Genomic DNA, 21,050 nt, shown 5'->3' on the forward strand with positions numbered 1-21,050 from the left:
GCCTGGAGAAACCATGGCCAGACTCACCGAAGCCCAGGCCGGAGGCGCGAACGTGCTCCGGTTTCTGGATCTGATCGCTTTCTCGGAAGGCACCTCGACCGTCAACGGCAGCGACGACGGATACAACGTTCTGTATGGGCGAGGCCTATTCACCGGCTATGCGGACCATCCGCGAAAGAAGCTTACCTTCCCCATCAACGGCAGGCCTGTCACTAGCACTGCGTCCGGGCGGTACCAACTGCTCGAACGCTACTGGGATGCATACCGGGCCAGCCTGCGCCTTCAGGGTGGGTTCACGCCAGAGAACCAGGATCGGGTTGCTCTGCAGCAGATACGCGAGCAGCGGGCGCTGGACGATATCAAAGCCGGTCGCATTGCCGACGCGATCGCCAAGTGCTCGAACATCTGGGCCAGCTTTCCTGGAAATAACTACCAACAAAACCCGCATCGCCTGGACAAGCTCTTGGCTAAGTGGAAAGAACTCGGCGGGGTGCTGGCATGAACTGGCTTGGCGCGGTGCCGGCTTGGTGCTGGTGGTTGATTGCGTTGGTGTTGGTCGCCGGCGGCCAGCAGTACCGAGTGGCTGTTGCTGACGGGGCTGCGGCTGATGCGCGAATGGAAACTGCCAAGTCAGACAAGGCCTTGGCCGACTACCGCCTGGAGGTTTCCGAGCGCGACCGCCGCGCCGCCGCCCAGGCCAGAACAGAAGAACAGCGCCGCCAAGCCGTGGCGGATGAGGAGGGGGAGGATGCACGAAAGAAACTGGAAGTGGCCCAAGGTCGCGCCGCTGCTGCTGAGTCTGCTGCTGACGGCCTGCGCGGGCAAATCGCCCGACTGCGGGATGGTCACCGAGCCACCTGCGATACCATCGCTGCCCAGCAGCGCGAGGCAGGAACCTCTGCCGTCGTGGTGCTCGGGGGATTGCTTGAGGAAGCTGACCGAATGGCGGGAGACCTCGCGACAGCGCTTGAGCGAAGCCGAATAGCCGGCCTGGCTTGTGAGGCGGTGATCGACGGTTTTGGAAAATTCTCTCCATAGCAAGGAAGCAGGGAGGCAGAAAAGCGCCCTAGCCACCTATTGGAACCCAGAAATTACAGCGGATTGGACCCATGAGCCGAGCCGCGTACGCAATAAAATGCGTCTGTGTTTACGAAAGCGCTTATGGAGTATGTATGACTCGTATGAATTGGTTTGAAAAGTCTCCCGGTGCAGCAAAAGCGCTGACCGGTTTACACCACTATGTAACCACCGGAACGAATCTACCTCCGGAGTTGATACATCTGGTCTTCCTTCGGGTATCACAGATCAATGGTTGCGCGTTCTGCATCGATCTTCACTCTCGCGACTTGATCAAAGGCCGCATGTCAGTTGACAAGGTGCTGCTAGTCGCGGTTTGGCATGAGGCGGAACACTTATTCTCTGATCTAGAGCGCGCTGCATTGAAGTGGGCAGAAGAGGTGACCAATGTGGGAGAAACCCATGTTTCGGACGAGGCCTACGCTGCCGCCTCCGCGGTCTTCAACGAGCGAGACTTGGTGGATTTGACTGCCACGATTGCTGCAATGAACGCTTTCAACAGGATGGGGGTTACGTTCAGACTCAAGCCTGCCGCGAAGGGGTAGCTGTCAACCGCCTAACCCTGCGAAGGAAGTCGCCAAGGTGGAGCTCGGTTTTCCGCCTTATCGGGGTGTGAAGTCAGGGTCAATTGTAGCCGCATCGCCTCGATCCACTGAATAGCGGGCACTGGGGCGAAGCGGCCTATAATGCACTGACTTCCACCAAAGGATTAATCCGTGAAAAGAATGCTGGAGGGGATGGCGCTCGCTGGTGAGCCCTTGCTACTGAAAGCTCTGGAAGCGGTCCGGGCCCATCGTGATGCGGAAACAGGTGGCGCGCCGCCTGAAGAGGTCGAACGTCTACGCCTATTGGCGCATTCGCTATACCAAGCGGTTCTCGATTACCAGTTAATCCAAGCAGGTCGGGCACCGGCTACTATTCAGTGATGGCCTTCTCAGGATGGAGCCCGATGAAGTGTAAGCCGCCGATGCTTTACCCTGACCATCCCATGTACACCGACGCCGTGGACGCTATGAAGCGTTATCACGAAGCCCAGGCTTCGGGTGAGCCGGCGGAAGAGGTGGAGCGTCTGCGGCTGATTGCCGAATCGCAATTCCAGGTGGTCACCGACTACCAGCTCAAAGCGTTAGGCGGCCCTGCGGGCCCGATTCACTGATCGGGCCGCATGTGTCGAACTCCTTCCTGAGCAACCACGCATAGTCCGCCGAGCGGTACTGGCGCGCTTGCGTTTCCTGATGCTGAGATACTGTATCCATATACAGTATCTGGTGCAGCATGTACTTCCTCCTCGTTCGCCGCCGCGTGAATGGCGTGGCCATCCCTTCCGATCAGCTCAGGAAGATCCAGCCCCTGCGGGCCGACATCCACATCGGTGACCACCATAGTGGGCCGCTGGGCCGGGTTTCGACCCAGGCGTGGGTGTTCAACCCGTCACCCGGGCCTGACATCATTCCCCGGCTGCACGACGCCAAGCTCAATGGCATGGCCCAGCTTGGAATCAACATCAACGGTGTAGAGGAAGTCGACGGCGTGCTGTACGCCCAGTCGTGGTGGTGCCGGGCGGTTGGCAGTTATGGCGACTGACCTGCCGCAGGCCTGGCTGGCCGAGCTGAACGACCAGGTTGCCCTGGTTGCTGATCCTGATGGGCGCGCGGCAGTGCTTGATGAGATGGCCTATGCCGCACGCCGCCGCCGAGAGGTCAATGACGGCGACCTGGTCGACATGCTGGAGATCGTCGAATCGGCCAGGTTGTGGGCGCTGGACGGCGCCGATCTGTGAGCAGCTATATAAAGGAAGGGAAACGGTCGGCAGAACGCCTTGATGGGCAGCCTGGGCTGCGTGAGAAATGCGTGACTCTCGTGAACGCTTTGGAGCACCTATGGGCAGTCGGTTGCAGCGAGCGCGCCAAAAAATGCTGTGGTATCATGCCTTTAGCTGGCTTGGCATGCATGGGGTGCAAGGGGTCGAGTGTTCGAATCACTCCGTCCCGACCAAAAATCCCTAGAAAATCCAGTCACTTAGCGGTGACTGGATTTTTTTATGCCTGGTTGTTTTAGGTTGCCTCTGAGTTTGCCCCACTTTTTCCCCTTTGCGGTGGCATTAGCCTGTCCGGCGTATCAACTTTGTAATAGGCTGCAGTGGCCTAGAACGCTTGCCGCAGCTGCCCACCATAAATACCGTAGCAGATAACCCAGCTGCGCCAGTTACACGGGAAGAGCCTGCAGTAGAGAGCAGCCAGGCTGGTAATGATCAGGTTTTCCATCGATTGTTCCATTAGGTGATTGAAACCACCTATTCTTCACATAGCAGGCCGAAAAGGGTTTCTATCTGTCCCGGTTGAGGGCTTGGGAACATAAACCGCTGGTTCTACCGCTGGCTTGCGGGCTTTAACTTATACGCATTTGGAGCCCACACATGCGCAACCTGGATTTCAGCTCCTGGGAAGGGATACTTTCGACATTGTTCGGCCTGGCGGTGATCACCGTGATTGGGGTCGGTATCCGTTTGCTTGTCATGCAGTCGATACAGCAGCGGCGCGAACGCGAAAATCGCCAAATCAACGAACGCCTGCGCACTCTCATAGCCGCCTACAAGACACTGGGCGGCTCCTTCACCGGAGACCTCGAGGTCGATCCCACCCATCTGCGTGACCTGCGGCGCAGGCAGGAAGAGGCCACAGTCAAAACAGGCGTAGCCGGTGAGGTGGACGCATTGATTTTGGCTGAGCCGGGCGATGAATGGGCATCCGGCGACCGATCCCGGCGAGTACGGGATGCTGTCGAAGCGGCACTTTCCGACATCATTCTGCTAGGGACCGAAGAGCAGGTGCGGCTGGCTGCCCAGGCTGCCTCTGAACTGGTCGCCGGCCGCCCGATACACACCGCTGAACTCGTTGTCTCGTTACGCGATTTCATTCGCGTCGTGCTCGATCTGGACCCGGTGCCCGCTCAACTCGCAATCCCCAGGCAAGGACCGGCCCGACCGTCTTCTGGTAGCAAAGGCGGGAAGAATGAAGGGAAAAAAACCGCAGGCAAAGGCGGCGGTGGTGGGGAAGGGGGCACAGCTATGGGCCTTGGAAGTGGCGTGCATGCCGAGAACACGCCAGATCCGCATCATTGATGCTTGGCCAAACGCCGAGCCATCCTGCAGCGAGCCGGGTTACCGTTAGGTGATTTGATGGCATGATGACGCTTTCTATTGCACATTCGCTGCAGGCTGATTGCAGCAATATTTACGCAAGAAATGCTCTTCGATGTCGCCACTTCCTCGATCCAGTGGCCTGGTATTCGATCTGGAGGTCGTGCCGGCCAAGGGTACGCAGCCTGCTCGTATCGTGATGGTTGGCGCCTTGCGGCCCAACTCCGGGGCAGCGTTGGAAGTTAAGGTCCCTGGCAACTTCTCCTTGGAGGAGATGGGCTGCTGGTCAACGGCTCCCAGATCACCCTGTATCTGCGGCACGGCGTAACGGGGGGGGGGCGTCCAGCCAGCGCTTGAACTGCCGAATCATTTCGGCCGCAGATCGATCTCGATCAATGTGAAGCGGCGGCTGTGTTGGTGCGGTTTGCTGAAGACAATGAGGAGCGGTATCGGGCTTTCAGTAAGTGCGAGCGCTGGGAAGTGGTTGTGCCGAGAGGTGAGCTGCGTCAGCGCTTGAAGCGTGAATCGGATTTTCCCTATTCCATGTAGTCCATTTCCGAAAAGTGCCGTGTTACTGGTATGGCCGTTGTAGTGCCCTGGAAGGCGTTCTAGTCTCGCCTTGTTCGCCGTTCTTCACCGATGAGGGCAGGCCAGGCTACGGGCAGAAGCCTGCGTAGGGTTCGCGCGGGTTGGTTTGGGAGGCCAGGTTGGTGTTGAACGGCGGGCCCTAACTGCTTCGAACGCCTCCAGTCAATGCTGGAGGCGTTTGTTTATGAGGCCCTCGACCCCGTCGATTTAGCGGGGACCTTTGGAGGCGCCGGCTTGTCGGCGATGAGCTGCGAAGCAGCCCCCGACCGATCAATAGCGGGGATCGATGCCCGCCGCCCAGGTGGCTTACAAGCGGCTGGCTGCGAGCGCCTGTTCGAGGTCGGCAATGATGTCGTCACAGTGCTCGATGCCAATCGACAACCGCACCATGTCCCGCGGCACCCCAGCCTTCTCCAGCTCTTCATCGTTGAGCTGGCGATGGGTGGTGGACGCCGGATGACAGGCCAGAGACTTGGCATCGCCGATGTTCACCAACCGTACCACCAGCTTCAGCGCGTCGATGAACCGCGCCCCTGCCTCCTGCCCACCCTTGATCCCGAACGACAGGATCGACGCTGGCCTACCCCTGGTATAACGCTGGGCCAGCTCATGCTCCGGATGATCCGGCAACCCTGCATACTTCACCCACGCCACCTGCCCGTGCCCCTGCAGATAGCGGGCGACTTTCAGTGCATTCTCCGTATGCCGCTCCATCCGCAGCGCCAGCGTCTCCAGCCCCTGCAGGATCAGGAATGCATTGAACGGCGACAACGCTGCCCCAGTATTGCGCAATGGCACCACCCGGCACCGACCGATGAATGCCGCCGGCCCGAACGCCTCGGTGTAGGTCACCCCGTGATACGAAGGATCCGGCGTATTGAGCAGCGCGAATCGCGCCTTGTTCTGCGCCCACGGAAACTTGCCCGAGTCGATCACGATGCCGCCGATGCTGGTGCCGTGCCCGCCAATGTACTTGGTCAGCGAATGCACCACGATATCCGCGCCGTGCTCGAAGGGCCTGCACAGGATGGGCGTGGCCACGGTATTGTCGACGATCAGTGGTACGCCATGCCGGTGCGCAGCGTCGGCCAGGGCCTGCAGGTCGACGATATTCCCCGCCGGGTTGCCGATGGATTCGCAGAACACCGCCTTGGTGCGCTCGTCGATCAGCGCTTCGAGCGCGGCGATGTCGTCGTGGGGCGCGAAACGGGTCTGGATGCCCATGCGCGGCAGGGTATGGGCCAGCAGGTTGTAGGTGCCACCATAGAGCTTGGCCACCGAGACGATGTTGTCGCCGGTTTCGGCCACGGTCTGGATGGCGTAGGTGATTGCCGCCATGCCCGAGGCCACGGCCAGGGCGCCGACGCCACCTTCGAGGGCGGCCATGCGCTGTTCGAGGACGTCGTTGGTGGGGTTCATGATGCGCGAGTAGATATTGCCAGCTACCTTCAGGTCGAACAGGTCGGCACCGTGCTGGGTGTCGTCGAAGGCGAACGAGGTGGTCTGGTAGATCGGGACGGCGACGGCCTTGGTCGTCGGATCGGGGCTGAAGCCCGCGTGGATGGCCAGGGTTTCCAGCTTCATGCAATCGTTCCTTGAGCGTAGGTGGAAGGGCTCGAGCATGCGGCGGGGCACAGGCGTGGGTCAAGGCTGTGACCTTGTCGACATGCGCATCGTTGAATACCAGCCCTTGCCCCCACCCCAGGAACTTGGCACGCTTTGCCAGCCATTTCGTGCCACCCACATAGCGAAAGAAGGAACCGCCAAGGTGAGTTGGGAAAAAGTCGGGAAATCCCTCGTGGGCCTGCTGATCGTCGCCGCTTCCGCCGCCGCGCTCTATGCGATGTTCAAGGACGACGACGGCCTGCAGGCGCGCCTGACCTATTCCTACCTGACCTACCCGAGCCAGTTCAGCGAGCGCATCAGCAAGACCAACGAGCTGCTCAAGTACGAGCGACTGCACGCCCAGATCAGGGAGGTCGGCAAGGGCGCGCTCAATCGTCAGCAGCTCGACAAGCTGGTCGACCTGGCCCAGGCGCCTTACCTGCAACTGTTCGCCAAGCCCTTCGAGGCGGGTCTGGTGGATCACCGTACCGGGCTGCTCATCGAGTTGCGCAACAAGGGCGATGCGCCCGTGCGCGACGTGCGGATCCGCTTGCCGGCCAAGGGGCTGGTGCAGATCCGCGACGAAAACGGCAACGACAACATCCTCCAGGAGCCGACCGGCCTTATCGATATCGCCTCGATCGGCCGGGAAGGTCACTGCAAGGTCTGGGTCTATTTCGATTCGGACTACTCGCAGATCCGCCAAGGTGGCATCAGCATCCGGCATGCCGACGGGCTGGCGGATGTGCAGGTCCACCGGGAGTTCGTTGGCTTCCCGGCCTGGGTGGGCAGGTATAGCAGGGAACTGATGCTGTTGCTGGCGTGCCTGTTCATCGGTGTGTTGGGGTTGGGCTACGTCTGCCTGGCGCAGCGTCGGGCGCTTGGCCGTTCTGGTACGCCGTTGTAGGAAACCGTGCCGCGACCGGCTCGGCAACCTTGCCTGCCGACCCGTTCCTCGAGCCGCCCCAGTGCTGACGATGCTCGTCGGCGGTAGTGCCGGTTGCGTGCTGCGCTGAGTACTGTTGGGCAGGGGCTGCCCGTCACGCGGCTGTCATCCGTGGTTGCTAAGGTGCTGGCGATTCTTCCGTCCAGCCCTGGCCTCAAGGTGACACGCACGGTGTACCCCAGCATGCCCCGCAAGCGGATCATCCTCCGCTGCGCCGATATGTCCAGCGACGCCTTCGGTGCGCTGTTCGCGAGAATGTTCGGCAACCTCTACGCCGATACGCCGCCACTGCCGGAGCACATCGTCATCGGTGGCGTCTACGGCCGTCATGAGGGCATCAGCTTCCGCCGCATGCACTACCAGGGCGATTTCTCCATCGCCTTTCCCAAGCCCCAGGACGAAATCACCTTCGTCCTGCCCACGGCGGGCAAGATCATCTTCGAGCATGCGGCCGAGTCGGTTGGCTTCGCCCGGGTGGGACTTGCCATCGACAAGGCTGCGATACGCTCCGTGCGCTTTGCCGACAACCACGCCCAGTGCGGCATGTCGATCCGGCGGGGGCTGTTTACCGAGCGGCTGGCCGTGCTGCTGGGCAAGCCGGTGTTGCAGCCGATCTGCTTCGAGCCGGTGGTGAGCCTGGATATCTCGGCGTTCCAGGGCATCCGCGCCTTGCTCGAGCTGGCCACTGGCAGCGAGTTCGAGCAATTGATCCACAGCGGCGCGCTGATGCCGCTGCGCCTGCAGGAAATGCTGGTGGACGCCGTGCTGGAGGCCTGGCCGCACAACCATACCGAGACCCTGCGTCGCCCGCTGCCGCCGATCGCGCCGCGGCACGTGAGGCTAGCCATGGATTACATGCGCGAACACCCAGGGAACGTCGTGGCGGGCGCGGAGCTCGCGGGCCTGGCCAATGTCAGCCTGCGTGCCTTGCAGCAAGGTTTCCGTCGGTTCGTCGGCATGTCGATCGTGGAATACCAGCGGCAGGTGCGCCTGGAACGGGCCTACCAGGCCCTGGTGGACGGGCAGGAGGTGTCGGTGGCGCAGGTGGCGCTGCGACATGGGTTCAGCAATGCCGGCCGGTTTTCACGGTATTTTCAGCAGGCCTACGGGGTGCGCCCGGCTGATGTGAAGTGCGGAGGGCGAGGGTAGTGAAGCACCAGGCCGCCCCGGCGGGAGCGGCCGGCGCTACCCGTCAGAACGCATAGCTGGCTTTCAGGCTTGCGCTGGCCCCATGGCTATCGCCGCCGCCGCTGGCATTCACTTCGGCGCCCAGGCTCAGGGCACCCAGGCTGGCCATCAGGCTGGCGCCAGCGGTGAACTGGTCACGATCGTCGAACGCCGCTCGCTGCTCGATATCCAGCCCCAGCAGATGGCCCTCGCTGTCCACCTGGTGGTCGCCCAGCACATGTTCGTAACCCATCGACAGGCCCGGCAGCAACTGCCATCCGCCACCCAGCGGGACAGGTGCGAAGGAGGCCCTCAGGCTGGCCACGGCGCTGCGCCGGGTTTGCTGGATGGCGTCGACTTCAAGGGCCAGTTCGCTGCCTTTTTCCGTGAAGCCCGACAGGTCCACATGGCTGATCCGCACGCCCAGGCTCGGTTCCAGCACCATCGCGCCCGTGTGCAGGCGATAACCCAGCGCCAGGCTTGCCCCGGCCAAGTTGCCATGGCTGCTGCCCTTGGCCGTGCCCAGGCCTCCGCCGAGCTCACGCTTGCTGTCGTAGTCGAGCCAGCCGGCGCTGGCGTTGGCGTCGATGAACATGCCACGCTCCAGGCCGTCCGGGGCGAAGCGGGCACCTGCCTTGAGGAACGTCAGGTCGGTGTCCGCTTCGCCGCCGGCCCCGCCGATATTGCCGTGGCTGTAGCCGAAACCGGCATGGGCGCTGAGCTGTTCGGAAAAACGCTGGGTCAGGCCGATCACCATGCCCTGGCTGTGTTCGTTGCTGCTGCGCGCGTGGGCGCTGCCGTCGGTGCCTTGGTAACCGGCCAGGGCGGCACTCCATAGGTGCGCCTGGCCAATCGCGAGGTCGGTACCGCTGGCCATGGGGGCGGTCGCCTGGTCGATCAGCGTACCCTGGCGCAGCAGGTAGCTGGCGGCGTCGGCATGCACCTGGCCGCCGACGGTGGCTTCGACGCCGCCCAGGGTGCCTGCATCGATGGCCGATTGCAGGTAGTAGTTGTAGGCGCTGTAGGTGCCCGACAGGTCGGTGTCCTGCAGCTGTTGCAGCAACCGTGCGCCAGCGGCGGCGTTGCCTTGCAGCCCCGCTTGGCCGGGCAGGCTGCCGTAGCGCACCATCTTGCCGCGCAGCACGTAGATCGTCTCCTGCGACAGGCCCAGGCCCTCCTTCAGGTAGTTGTCCATGCTGCCGTACTGCGTATTCACCTCGTCCAGGCCGGCCTGCAGGTAGCTGGCGTCCACGCCCAGCAACGGCGCATAGATCGCGGCCGTCTCCGGCGGCATCGCTGCGAGGGTGGCTGCCATGCGTTCGGCCGTGTAGTCGTTGGTGGCCAGGTAGTTGCTCATGAGGGTGGCATCGTCGACCCCGGCGATGCTTTGCAGCACCGCGGCGGTCCAGCCGGTGCGGTCCTTGCCTGCGGTGCAATGGAACAGGGCCGCACCCTCGGCGCTGGCCAGTTCGTTGAACAGCACCGCGAACTGGCCGCGCATGCCGGCGTCGCTGACGAAGGCGCGATTGGTCTCCTGCATCATGGCGGTGGCTTCGGCGGCGCTGGAGAACGCGATATGGGTGATGTCCGCGCCCGAGGTGGTGCTGCCGATGATGTCGATGTTCTGGTAGCGCGAGCCGGCCGGCAGGGTGTCGGGCGTAGCCGCGATCTCGCTGGGTGTGCGCAGGTCGTAGACGTTGCTGATGTTCAGGCCGTTCAGCGTGACCAGGTCAGACGCGGTCGGGGTCAGGGCGTTGGCGCGGTAGAACACCCCGGCGCGCATCGTGCCGTCGTGGGTGGTGCCATAGGCGGTGGTGGTGCCGGCGATGTCACGGAAATTGTCCATGCCGCTCAGGCGTGGCGTGGGCGGCGGAGATGGCGAGCGTCAGCAGGGACAGGGAGCAAAGGAAACGTTGCAGCACGGATCTAGCCTCGTTGAATACGTTGGGCTGGCTACTATCCGTGGGCTAGGTGAAACCAGATATTGCAGAAAGCCAGGGCGTGAGAATGAATGCGCGATCCGTCCGCGGCGTTCGTTTTCTGTCCATTGGCGGGGTGCGAGCAGGGGGCTGCAAAGCAGCCCCGAAAAGTCCTAATTGCCCAGCGAGTTTCAGGGCTGCATTACCCAAGGCTGCCAAGGCCGGGAATGCCTCAGTCCCAGGCCGGCGCCAGGCCGTCAGGGCTGACTTCGCGACCGTTGCGTTCGAGCGTGGCGATGCGTGCCATGTCCTCGTCGTCCAGGCGCAGGTCACGGGCGAGCAGGTTGCTGGCAAGGTTCTCGTGCTTGGTGGAGGAGGGGATCACCGCGTAGCCCAGTTGCATCGCCCAGGCCAGCGCGACCTGCGCCACGGTGGCCTTGTGCTTGGCGGCGATGCTGGCCAGCACCGGGTCCTTGAGCACCTTGCCGTAGGCCAGGGTCATGTACGAGGTGACGGTGATGCCCTGTTCCTTGAGGAAGGCCGCGAGCTTGGCGTTCTGCAGGTAGGGGCTGAGCTCGATCTGGTTGGTGGCGATCTCGCCCTTGCCCACCACGTCGATGGCCTGGCGGGTCAGCTCGATGTTGAAGTTGGAGATACCGATCTGGCGGGTCAGGCCCTGCTTCCTGGCTTCGGCCAGGGCGGTCATGAACTCGCCCAGCTCGACGCCGTTGCCAGGCGCCGGCCAGTGGATCAGGGTCAGGTCGACATGGTCGGTGCGCAGTTTCGCCAGGCTTTCGCGCAGGCTGGGGATCAGTTTGTCGGCAGCATAGTTGTCGACCCAGATCTTGGTGGTGATGAACAATTCGCTACGATCGATGCCGCTCTCGGCGATGGCCTGGCCGATATCGGCCTCGTTGCCGTAGACCTGTGCGGTGTCGATGGCGCGGTAGCCCAGCGCCAGTGCGGCCTTCACCGAATCGATGACAGCCTGGCCAGTCAGGCGGAAGGTGCCGAGGCCGAAGGACGGGATGCTCATGGGATGTGCTCCTGGATGGGGGAGTTGCAGCTTGCAGCTCGCGGCTTGCAGCTATCTCCAGTGTGGACGTTTGGCGGGATGGGATTAAGGCTTGCGGGGAGCAAGGTCTTTTGACTTGGAGTCAGGAATGGCGGGGTTTGCAGGTTGGAAACGAACCGGCCCGCCAAAGGGCGGGCCGGTGGGGGAGGCATCGATCAGCGGCGGCGGAACAGCGGCAGCGGTTCGTCGGTGGCGGCCTGGTAGGTGACCGAGAAGTCCTTCAGTCCCTGCAGGGCATCTTCCGGGTCTTTGTCGGCACGAATGGCGAAGGCATCGAAGCCGCAGCGGGCCATGTAGAACAACTGGTCGCGCAGCACGTCGCCGATGGCGCGCAGCTCGCCCTTGAACTTGTAGCGGTCACGCAGCAGGCGCGCGTTGGAGTAGTTGCGCCCGTCGGTGAAGGCCGGGAAGTTCAGGGCGATGACCTGGAAGTGCTCGACGTCGTCGCCGATCTCCTCGGCCTCTTCATCGCTGTCCAACCACACGCCCAGGCCGCCGTCGCGGGCCTTGAGGGCGTGGGCATGCTCGCGCCACAGTTGCAGCGGGACGATGTAGTCGTCGCAGTTGGTCAGCTCGTCGAGGGGCGTGTCCTTGGGCAGCAGGTGCCAGGTCTCGTCGACGATCTCGTTGTTCTTAATGATTCGCTGCATAGACGCGTTCCTTGAAAGGGTCGATGCCGATACGCTGGTAGGTGTCGATGAAGCGCTCGTCCTCGGTACGTCGTTCCACGTACACCGAGATCAGCTTCTCGATCACATCGGCCATTTCATCCTGGGCGAAGGACGGGCCGAGGATCTTGCCCAGGCTCGCATCGCGCGCGGCGTTGCCGCCCAGGGAAACCTGGTAGAACTCCTCGCCCTTCTTGTCGACGCCAAGGATACCGATGTGGCCGACGTGGTGGTGGCCGCAGGCATTCATGCAGCCGGAGATATTCAGGTCGATCTCGCCGATGTCGAACAGGTAGTCCAAGTCGTCGAAGCGACGCTGGATGGATTCGGCGATCGGGATCGACTTGGCGTTGGCCAGGGAGCAGTAGTCGCCACCCGGGCAGCAGATGATGTCGGTCAGCAGGCCGATGTTCGGCGTGGCGAAGCCCAGCTCGCGCAGTTCCAGCCACAGGGCATGCAGTTGGCGCTGCTCGACGTCGGCGAGGATGATGTTCTGCTCATGGGAGGTGCGCAGGAAGCCGAAGCTGTAGCGGTCGGCCAGGTCGGCGACGGCGTCGAGCTGCTTGTCGGTCAGGTCGCCCGGGGCAACGCCAGTGGGCTTGAGCGACAGGGTCACGGCAACGTAGCCCGGGCGCTTGTGGGCGCGGGTATTGCGCGAGCGCCAGCGGGCGAAGCCTGGGAATTCCTGGTCGAGGGCGCTGTAGTCGACGTTGTCCAGGGTCAGGTAGGCCGGGTCGACGAAGTGGCGCGAGACGCGCTCGACTTCCGCTTCGGTCAGGGTCGTGCTGCCGCCACGCAAGTGGGCCATCTCGGCCTCGACCTTCTCGGCGAAGACTTCCGGGGTCAGGGCCTTGACCAGGATCTTGATCCGCGCCTTGTACTTGTTGTCACGGCGACCGTAACGGTTGTACACGCGCAGGATGGCGTCCAGGTAGCTGATCAGGTCCTGCCAGGGCAGGAACTCGTTGATGAACGCACCGACCACGGGGGTACGGCCCAAGCCACCACCGACCAGCACGCGGAAGCCCAGCTCGCCGGCCTCGTTGTACACCGGCTCCAGGCCGATGTCGTGCACCTCGATGGCCGCGCGGTCTTCCTTCGAGCCGTTGATGGCGATCTTGAACTTGCGCGGCAGGTAGGCGAATTCCGGGTGGAAGGTGGTCCACTGGCGGACGATCTCGCACCAGGGGCGCGGGTCGATCACTTCATCGGCGGCAACACCGGCGAACTGGTCGGTGGTGGTGTTGCGCAGGCAGTTGCCGCTGGTCTGGATCGCGTGCATCTGCACGGTGGCCAGTTCGGCGAGGATCTCTGGGACGTCTTCCAGCGCCGGCCAGTTGTACTGCACGTTCTGCCGGGTACTGATGTGTGCGTAGCCCTTGTCGTAGTCGCGAGCGATCTTCGCCAGCATGCGCACCTGGGTCGAGTTCAGCTGGCCATAAGGCACGGCGACGCGCAGCATCGGGGCAAAACGTTGGATATAGAGGCCATTCTGCAGGCGCAGAGGGCGGAATTCTTCTTCGCTCAGCTCACCGGCCAGGTAGCGGCGGGTCTGATCACGGAACTGCTTGACGCGGTCCTCGATGATCCGCTGATCGTACTCGTCGTATACGTACATATAAGTCCTGTCTCAGGCTGCATGCAGCTAATCGCGCGCACGGCCGCGCACTCCGCTTCGGAGCGGGGGAACGATAGCAGTTTGTGTTTATGCGCTAAAGTGATGTTTTTGCATATGAAAAGAACCAATTGGACTAAGTGAGATTGACTGGCATTTGCCGGCGATGATGGCGCGAATGCGGTGCGGGGATGTGGCGGTATCTTTACCGACTGTGGGGCGATTTTCAGCATTACAGCGCCGAAGGTTGGGGGCGCGGGTTTTCCGTGCCCTGGTTGGTCGTCGGTCGTCGATTACCGAAAGCCCCTGCTTGAGAGAAGGGCATTGCTAGGCTTAACTGCTGGAGGTGAAGTGCATTCCCATAACCACTACAAGAGGCAATGCAATGGGAAACTCGACCAAGCTGCGCAAGACTGACAGCACTGTGGATGCCTGGGCGATCCTTTGCCTGATCGTCCTGGTAGTCGTGGCCGCTGTGTATTGGGTCAGCCATCAGTAGCTTTCATTCGCAACGACCTTGATCCAAGCCTGAGCCGCCTGCGGAAGGGATATCCGCAGGCGGGTTGCTCTGGTTCCAGCATTCACGCAAATCTCTGACTGACCGGCAGTGGGACAAGCCGCAGGCCTAGCGCGCAGTCAGGTGCAGCGCCAGTTGCACCAGGCCGATCAGCACGAGGATGAACACCAGGGTGAACAGCGTGCCCAGCACGATGAAGTGGCTGGCCTTGCCATGGGTGAAGTCGCGCGCACGGTTCTTGCCGCTTTGCACGCCGAAGGCCGCGGCGAGGACGCTGTGCAGCATCTGCCAGAAGGTGGGTGGTTTGTCCTGGTCGCGGTCGTCCATGAGTGGCTCCTGATGTCAGAGGCAATCAGGGATAGTGTAGGCAACCCGGGGATTTGGGTGGGCTGTACCGGCCTCTTCGCGGGGCAAGCCCGCGAAGAGGCCAGAATGGCTTGTAAAGAAGCTGGACCTAGCCCTCGTAGCCCAGGTTCGGCGCCAGCCAGCGTTCGCTGACGCTGATGTCCTGGCCCTTGCGCGCGCTGTAGCGCTCGATCTGGTCCTTGTCGACCTTGCCCACGGCAAAGTACTGGGCCTGCGGATGGGCGAAGTACCAGCCGCTGACCGCCGCCGCCGGGAACATGGCGAAGTGCTCGGTGAGGAATACACCACTCGGCCCTTTCTCGCCGATGGCGGTGCCATCGAGCAGGCGGAACAGGGTGGCCTTCTCGGTGTGGTCCGGGCAGGCCGGGTAGCCGGGGGCCGGGCGGATGCCGCTGTATTGCTCCTTGATCAGCGCCTCGTTGTCCAGCTGTTCGTCCTTGGCATAGCCCCAGTATTCCTTGCGCACCCGCTCGTGCAGCCATTCGGCGCAGGCCTCGGCCAGACGGTCGGCGAGGGCCTTGACCATGATCGAGCTGTAGTCGTCGCCCTTGTCCTGGTAGGCCTTGGCCACTTCCTCGGCACCGATGCCGGCGGTGGTGATGAAGCCGCCGATGTAGTCGGTGACACCGCTGTCCTTCGGCGCGACGAAGTCGGCCAGCGACAGGTTGGGCTTGCCGTCGGGCTTGATGGTCTGCTGGCGCAGATGGTGCAGGGTGGCCAGTTTCTCGCCGCCGTCGCCATAGACCTCGATGTCGTCGTGCTCCACCTGGTTGGCCGGCCAGAAGCCGAGCACCGCGCGGGCGCTGATCAGCTTCTCGTCGATCAGCTTGTCGAGCATCTCGCGGGCATCCTTGTACAGCGCCGTGGCCGCCTCGCCGACCACTTCGTCGGTGAGGATGCGCGGGAACTTGCCGGCCAGGTCCCAGGAGATGAAGAACGGCGTCCAGTCGATGTACTCGGCCAGCATTCGCAGGTCGATGTCCTCCAGCACCTTGACGCCGGTGAAGGAGGGCACCGCCGGGGTGTAGCCGGCCCAGTCGTACTGGGGCTTGGCGGCGATGGCCTGGTCGTAGCCCAGGCGCTCGGTGCGGGCGCTGCGGTTGGCGGTGCGCTCGCGCACCTGCTGGTATTCCTCGCGGGTCTTCTCGACGAAGCCGGCCTTGAGCTCCTTGGACAGCAACTGGGTGGCCACGCCCACGGCGCGGGAGGCGTCGGTGACGTAGACCACGGCGTCGTTGGAGTACTTGGGCTCGATCTTCACCGCGGTGTGTGCCTTGGAGGTGGTGGCGCCACCGATCATCAGCGGCAGTTCGAAGCCCTGGCGCTGCATCTCGCGGGCGACGTGGACCATCTCGTCCAGCGACGGGGTGATCAGGCCGGACAGGCCGATGATGTCGCACTTCTGCTCGCGGGCGGTCTGCAGGATCTTCTCTGCCGGCACCATCACGCCCAGGTCGACGATGTCGTAGCCGTTGCAACCGAGCACCACGCCGACGATGTTCTTGCCGATGTCGTGCACGTCACCCTTGACCGTGGCCATGAGTATCTTGCCCTTGGCCTCCGGGGTGTCGCCTTTCTCCGCTTCGATGAAGGGGATCAGGTGCGCCACGGCCTGCTTCATCACCCGGGCGGACTTGACCACCTGGGGCAGGAACATCTTGCCGGCGCCGAACAGGTCGCCGACCACGTTCATGCCGCTCATCAGCGGCCCTTCGATGACCTCGATGGGGCGCGCGCACTGCTGGCGGCACTCCTCGGTGTCCTCGACGATGTGCGCGGTGATGCCCTTGACCAGGGCGTGCTCCAGGCGCTTGTCGACCGGCATGGCGCGCCAGGCCTCGTCCTCGACTTCCTTGCTGGCGCCGCCGCCCTTGTATTCGTCGGCGATGGCCAGCAGGGCATCGGTGCCTTCCGGGGTACGGTTGAGCACCACGTCCTCGACCCTGTCGCGCAGGGTCGCGGGGATCTCGTCGTAGATCTCCAGCTGGCCGGCGTTGACGATACCCATGGTCAGGCCGTTGCCGATGGCATGGAACAGGAACACCGAGTGGATCGCCTCGCGCACCGGGTTGTTGCCACGGAACGAGAACGACACGTTGGACACGCCACCCGACGACAGCGCGTAGGGCAGGTGGTCGCGGATGTAGGCGCAGGCTTCGATGAAGTCCACGGCGTAGTTGTTGTGCTCTTCGATGCCGGTGGCCACGGCGAAGATGTTCGGGTCGAAGATGATGTCTTCCGGCGGGAAGCCCACTTCATTGACCAGGATGTCGTAGCTGCGCTGACAGATTTCCTTCTTGCGCGCGGCGGTGTCGGCCTGGCCGACCTCGTCGAAGGCCATCACCACCACTGCGGCGCCGTAGCGCTTGCACAGGCGGGCATGGTGCTTGAACTGCTCGACGCCTTCCTTCATGGAGATCGAGTTGACGATGCCCTTGCCCTGGATGCACTTGAGGCCCGCCTCGATCACGTCCCACTTGGAGGAGTCGATCATGATCGGCACGCGGGAGATGTCCGGCTCGCCGGCGATCAGGTTGAGGAAGCGGACCATGGCAGCCTTGGAGTCGAGCATGCCTTCGTCCATGTTGATGTCGATCACCTGGGCGCCGGCCTCGACCTGCTGCAGGGCGACCTCCAGGGCCTCGGTGTAGTTCTCCTCGCGGATCAGCCGGGCGAACTTGGCCGAACCGGTGATGTTGGTGCGCTCGCCGACGTTGACGAACAGCGACTGGCGATCGATGGTGAACGGCTCCAGGCCCGAGAGGCGGCAAGCCCTGGGGATTTCCGGGATCTCACGCGGCTTGTACTTGGCCACGGCCTCGGCGATGGCCTGGATGTGCGGCGGGGTGGTGCCGCAGCAACCGCCGATGATGTTGAGGAAGCCGCTGGCAGCGAACTCCTCGACCACCGCGGCCATTTCCGCCGGGGTTTCGTCGTATTCGCCGAAGGCGTTGGGCAGGCCGGCATTGGGGTGGGCCGAGACATGGGTATCGGCCTTGGTCGCCAGCTCTTCCAGGTAGGGGCGCAGGTCCTTGGCGCCGAGGGCGCAGTTCAGGCCCACGGAGATCGGCTTGGCGTGGCGCACCGAGTTCCAGAACGCCTCGGTGGTTTGTCCGGACAGGGTGCGGCCGGAGGCATCGGTGATGGTACCGGAAATCATGATCGGCAGCTCGACGCCGTCTTCCTCGAACACCTGCTGCACGGCGAAGATCGCCGCCTTGGCGTTGAGGGTGTCGAAGATGGTCTCGATCAGGATCAGGTCGGCGCCGCCCTCGATCAGGCCACGGGTGGCCTCGGTGTAGTTTTCCACCAGTTCGTCGAAGGTGACGTTGCGGTAGCCCGGGTCGTTGACGTCCGGGGAGATCGAGCAGGTGCGGCTGGTCGGGCCGAGCACGCCGGCGACGAAACGCGGTTTGTCCGGGGTCTCGAGGGTCTTGGCGTCGGCCACCTGGCGGGCGATGCGTGCGCCCTCGACGTTCAGTTCGTAGACCAGCGCCTCCATGCCGTAGTCGGCCTGGGAAATCTGCGTGGCGTTGAAGGTGTTGGTCTCGAGGATATCGGCGCCGGCGTCCAGGTAGGCCTTCTCGATGGCGGCGATGACATCGGGCTGGGTCAGCAGCAGCAGGTCGTTGTTGCCTTTCACGTCGCTTGGCCAATCGGCGAAGCGCGTGCCACGATAGTCGTGTTCCTCGAGGCGGTAACTCTGGATCATAGTACCCATGCCGCCGTCGAGGATCAGTATGCGCTCCTTGAGTGCTTGCTGAAGTGCTTGGAAACGAGCGCTGCGGTCGGACATAGGAACTACCTGGTCGGGCAAATGACAGAGGGTGCGCCATGATAACAAAGGTGCGCGGTTTTTAGACGCATCGCCCGTTTGCATGAATTTCCTTCATGTTCGCGCACCCCCTACCCGCCAGGCACATCGTGATGGCTTACAGGAACCAGGACATTCGGCACATGGTGCATCGCTTACTTGCCGGCGCCTTCGCGCTGCTCATCAGCGGCGTGGCGGCGGGGCAAGCCCCGCAATCGAGCCCGGCAATCTCCTACACCCGGGATATCCAACCGATCTTCACCGAGAAATGCGTGGCCTGCCACGCCTGCAACGACGCCGCCTGCCAGCTCAAGCTGGAAAGCCCCGAAGGGGCGGTGCGCGGGGCATCCAAGGTCCCGGTGTACCAGGGCGACCGCAGCAAGGCGGTGCCCACCACGCGCCTGTTCTACGATGCCCACAGCGAGGAGCAGTGGCGCAAGAAGGGCTTCTACTCGGTGCTCGACAGCCAGGGCAGCCAGGCCGCGCTGATGGCGCGCATGCTCGAACTCGGCCACAAGACCCCGCTCACACCCAACGCCAAGTTGCCCGAGGAGATCGTCCTGGGGCTCAACCGTAACAACATGTGCCCATTGCCCCATGAGTTCGACGCCTATGCCGGCGCCCATCCCAAGGAGGGCATGCCCCTGGCGGTCACCGGCCTGACCGACGCCGAGTACCAGACCCTGCAGCGCTGGCTGGCGGCCGGTGCTCCGGTCGAATACCAGCCGATCCAGCCCAGCGCGGCCGAGGCCAGGCAGATTGCCGAGTGGGAGGAGTTGCTCAACCGCCCGGGCTCTACCGAGGCCCTGGTCGGCCGCTGGCTGTACGAGCACCTGTTCCTTGCCCACATCTATTTTGTCGGTGGCGAGCCGGGCCACTTCTTCCAGTGGGTGCGCTCGCGCACGCCGAGCGGCCAGCCGGTCGACGTGATCGCCACCCGCCGGCCCAATGACCCGCCGGGGACCGACTTCTACTACCGCCTGGTCCCGGTGCAGGGCGTGATCGTGCACAAGACCCACATCACCTACCCGATGGGGCCGCAGAAGCTCAAGCGGGTCAAGCAGCTGTTCTACAGCGGCGACTGGCACGCCACTTCGTTGCCCGGCTATGGCCCGCGTCACCGCGCCAACCCGTTCGAAACCTTCGAGGCGATCCCGGCGGTGGCGCGCTACCAGTTCATGCTGGACAACGCCGAGTACTTCGTGCGCACCTTCATCCGTGGCCCGGTGTGCCGCGGCCAGATCGCCACCGACGTGATCCGCGACCACTTCTGGGCACTGTTCCAGGAGCCGGCCTACGATCGCTATGTCACCGATGCCCGCTACCGTGGCGAGGCCACGCCACTGCTGGCCATGCCGGGGCAGATCGACGACGTCGGCAGCGTGCTGACGCTCTGGCACGCCTACCGCGACAAGCGCAACGCCTATGAGACTCTGCGCCGCGAGGCCTACGCGCAGATGCCGGCGCCGAGCTGGTCGACCCTGTGGGCGGGCAACGACAATGCGCTGCTGACCATCTTCCGCCACTTCGACAGTGCCTCGGTGAGCAAGGGCCTGATCGGTGACGTACCCTTGACCGTCTGGCTATTCGACTACCCGTTGTTCGAGCGCACCTACTACCAGTTGGCGGTCAATTTCGACGTGTTCGGCAACGTCTCGCACCAGCTGCAGACGCGTCTGTACTTCGACCTGATCCGCAATGGCGCCGAGGTCAACTTCCTGCGCCTGATGCCCGCCGACCAGCGCGGCGCGATCCTCGGCGACTGGTACCAGAACAGCGGCAAGGTGAAGATGTGGCTCGACTACGAGGACATCGATACCAGCACCCCGAGCGCGCTCAAGTTGGACGAGCACGACCCCAAGCGCGACTTCGGCCTGAAACTGTTGCAGCGTACCGGCAGCCTCAATGCCGCGCCCGACCCGATCAACCGCTGCCAGGGCGCCTATTGCTCGCGGCCGGGGTTGGCGTCGGAGTTCCGTGACGCCGAGCAGAGCCTCAGCCGCCTGGTGTCGCGCCCGGCCGCAGGCTTGAAGGTGATCGGCCAACTGCCCGAGGCGACCCTGCTGCGCATCGAAGGGCAGGGCGGCCATCGCCAGGTCTACAGCCTGCTGCGCAACCGCGCGCACAGCAACGTCGCCTTCCTGCTCGGCGAGGCCTACCGCTACCAGCCGGGCCTGGACACCCTGACGCTGTACCCGGGCGTGCTCAGCAGCTACCCCAATTTCATCTTCAACATCCCCACCCGTGATGTGCCGGAGTTCGTCGAAGACATGGAGGCGGCCCGTGACGACCAGGGCAAGTTCGAGACCCTCGTCGAGCGCTGGGGCGTGCGCCGTAGCCATCCGCAGTTCTGGCGTTACTTCCATGACCTGAACCGCTACATCCAGGAGACCGACCCGGTGGAGGCAGGCGTGCTGGACATGAACCGCTACGAGAACCTTTGATCGGTCGCCGGGAAGGGCGCCTGACCTTTCCCGGCATCCTGCGGTCCCACGCACGGGCGGTCCCGCTTGGAGCTGCCTGGCCTGTGGGAGCGCCCGCTGAGGAACGGCGC

General features: G+C 63.4%; 17 protein-coding genes and 1 pseudogene. 11 read left to right on the plus strand and 7 right to left on the minus strand.

The features are described 5' to 3' along the window. The first annotated feature begins 13 nt into the window (after positions 1–13). From ABFA30_RS13615 to ABFA30_RS13650, 8 genes are all read left to right on the plus strand, one after another. The gene (locus ABFA30_RS13615) at positions 14–502 is read left to right on the plus strand and encodes a glycoside hydrolase family protein (protein WP_253168297.1); all 489 of its coding nucleotides are present in this window, start codon (positions 14–16) and stop codon (positions 500–502) included. Then, positions 499–1,038 (plus strand): DUF2514 family protein, encoded by a 540-nt coding sequence (locus ABFA30_RS13620; RefSeq protein WP_410045560.1) that lies wholly within the window; start codon positions 499–501, stop codon positions 1,036–1,038. Before ABFA30_RS13615 ends, ABFA30_RS13620 begins: the two co-directional genes overlap by 4 nt. Before the next feature lie 134 nt (positions 1,039–1,172). Then, positions 1,173–1,622 (plus strand): carboxymuconolactone decarboxylase family protein, encoded by a 450-nt coding sequence (locus ABFA30_RS13625; RefSeq protein WP_217191372.1) that lies wholly within the window; start codon positions 1,173–1,175, stop codon positions 1,620–1,622. 171 nt (positions 1,623–1,793) lie between these two features. After that, positions 1,794–2,003 (plus strand): hypothetical protein, encoded by a 210-nt coding sequence (locus ABFA30_RS13630; protein WP_217191373.1) that lies wholly within the window; start codon positions 1,794–1,796, stop codon positions 2,001–2,003. Between the two features lie 23 nt (positions 2,004–2,026). Further along, a complete protein-coding gene (locus ABFA30_RS13635; protein WP_317847508.1) occupies positions 2,027–2,233 on the plus strand; it encodes a hypothetical protein in 207 nt (68 codons plus the stop codon). A gap of 119 nt (positions 2,234–2,352) precedes the next feature. Continuing rightward, positions 2,353–2,661, plus strand: coding sequence for a hypothetical protein (locus tag ABFA30_RS13640; protein WP_410045561.1), 309 nt, complete (start codon positions 2,353–2,355; stop codon positions 2,659–2,661). Then, positions 2,651–2,857: a hypothetical protein gene (locus ABFA30_RS13645; protein WP_409279717.1), complete on the plus strand. Its 207-nt coding sequence runs from the start codon at positions 2,651–2,653 to the stop codon at positions 2,855–2,857. Before ABFA30_RS13640 ends, ABFA30_RS13645 begins: the two co-directional genes overlap by 11 nt. Positions 2,858–3,493: 636 nt before the next feature. Further along, positions 3,494–4,198 carry a hypothetical protein gene (locus tag ABFA30_RS13650; RefSeq protein WP_410045562.1) on the plus strand — a complete coding sequence of 235 codons (705 nt, stop codon included), beginning with the start codon at positions 3,494–3,496 and terminating at the stop codon, positions 4,196–4,198. A 912-nt stretch (positions 4,199–5,110) separates the two neighbouring features. Here the strand turns inward: ABFA30_RS13650 and ABFA30_RS13655 are convergent. After that, a complete protein-coding gene (locus ABFA30_RS13655) occupies positions 5,111–6,388 on the minus strand; it encodes a bifunctional O-acetylhomoserine aminocarboxypropyltransferase/cysteine synthase (RefSeq protein ID WP_410045563.1) in 1,278 nt (425 codons plus the stop codon). Between the two features lie 184 nt (positions 6,389–6,572). Between ABFA30_RS13655 and ABFA30_RS13660 the strand changes: the two genes are divergently transcribed. Further along, positions 6,573–7,316: a hypothetical protein gene (locus tag ABFA30_RS13660; protein ID WP_410045564.1), complete on the plus strand. Its 744-nt coding sequence runs from the start codon at positions 6,573–6,575 to the stop codon at positions 7,314–7,316. 222 nt (positions 7,317–7,538) lie between these two features. Next, positions 7,539–8,504, plus strand: a complete 966-nt coding sequence (locus ABFA30_RS13665) for a helix-turn-helix transcriptional regulator (RefSeq protein WP_410045565.1) — start codon at positions 7,539–7,541, stop codon at positions 8,502–8,504. Positions 8,505–8,547: 43 nt separating this feature from the next. On the opposite strand, the pseudogene ABFA30_RS13670 reads toward ABFA30_RS13665, so the two are convergent. From ABFA30_RS13670 to metH, 6 genes and pseudogenes are all read right to left on the minus strand, one after another. Further along, positions 8,548–10,444: pseudogene (locus ABFA30_RS13670) on the minus strand (tyrosine-protein phosphatase). Positions 10,445–10,673: 229 nt separating this feature from the next. Further along, the gene (gene dkgB / locus ABFA30_RS13675) at positions 10,674–11,477 is read right to left on the minus strand and encodes a 2,5-didehydrogluconate reductase DkgB (protein ID WP_410045566.1); all 804 of its coding nucleotides are present in this window, start codon (positions 11,475–11,477) and stop codon (positions 10,674–10,676) included. Between the two features lie 194 nt (positions 11,478–11,671). Continuing rightward, entirely contained in the window at positions 11,672–12,166 is a 495-nt protein-coding gene (locus tag ABFA30_RS13680) for a DUF934 domain-containing protein (protein WP_225789728.1), read from the minus strand. Next, the gene (locus ABFA30_RS13685) at positions 12,150–13,802 is read right to left on the minus strand and encodes a nitrite/sulfite reductase (protein WP_225789727.1); all 1,653 of its coding nucleotides are present in this window, start codon (positions 13,800–13,802) and stop codon (positions 12,150–12,152) included. Before ABFA30_RS13685 ends, ABFA30_RS13680 begins: the two co-directional genes overlap by 17 nt. A 622-nt stretch (positions 13,803–14,424) precedes the next feature. Then, positions 14,425–14,643, minus strand: coding sequence for a DUF2970 domain-containing protein (locus ABFA30_RS13690; RefSeq protein WP_225789726.1), 219 nt, complete (start codon positions 14,641–14,643; stop codon positions 14,425–14,427). Positions 14,644–14,770: 127 nt separating this feature from the next. After that, positions 14,771–18,478: a methionine synthase gene (gene metH / locus ABFA30_RS13695; protein ID WP_253091203.1), complete on the minus strand. Its 3,708-nt coding sequence runs from the start codon at positions 18,476–18,478 to the stop codon at positions 14,771–14,773. Positions 18,479–18,639: 161 nt separating this feature from the next. Between metH and ABFA30_RS13700 the strand changes: the two genes are divergently transcribed. Continuing rightward, positions 18,640–20,940, plus strand: a complete 2,301-nt coding sequence (locus tag ABFA30_RS13700; protein ID WP_410045567.1) for a fatty acid cis/trans isomerase — start codon at positions 18,640–18,642, stop codon at positions 20,938–20,940. Positions 20,941–21,050 lie beyond the last annotated feature (110 nt).

Source organism: Pseudomonas sp. HLMP (assembly GCF_046365545.1).
Lineage (GTDB): Bacteria > Pseudomonadota > Gammaproteobacteria > Pseudomonadales > Pseudomonadaceae > Aquipseudomonas > Aquipseudomonas guariconensis_B.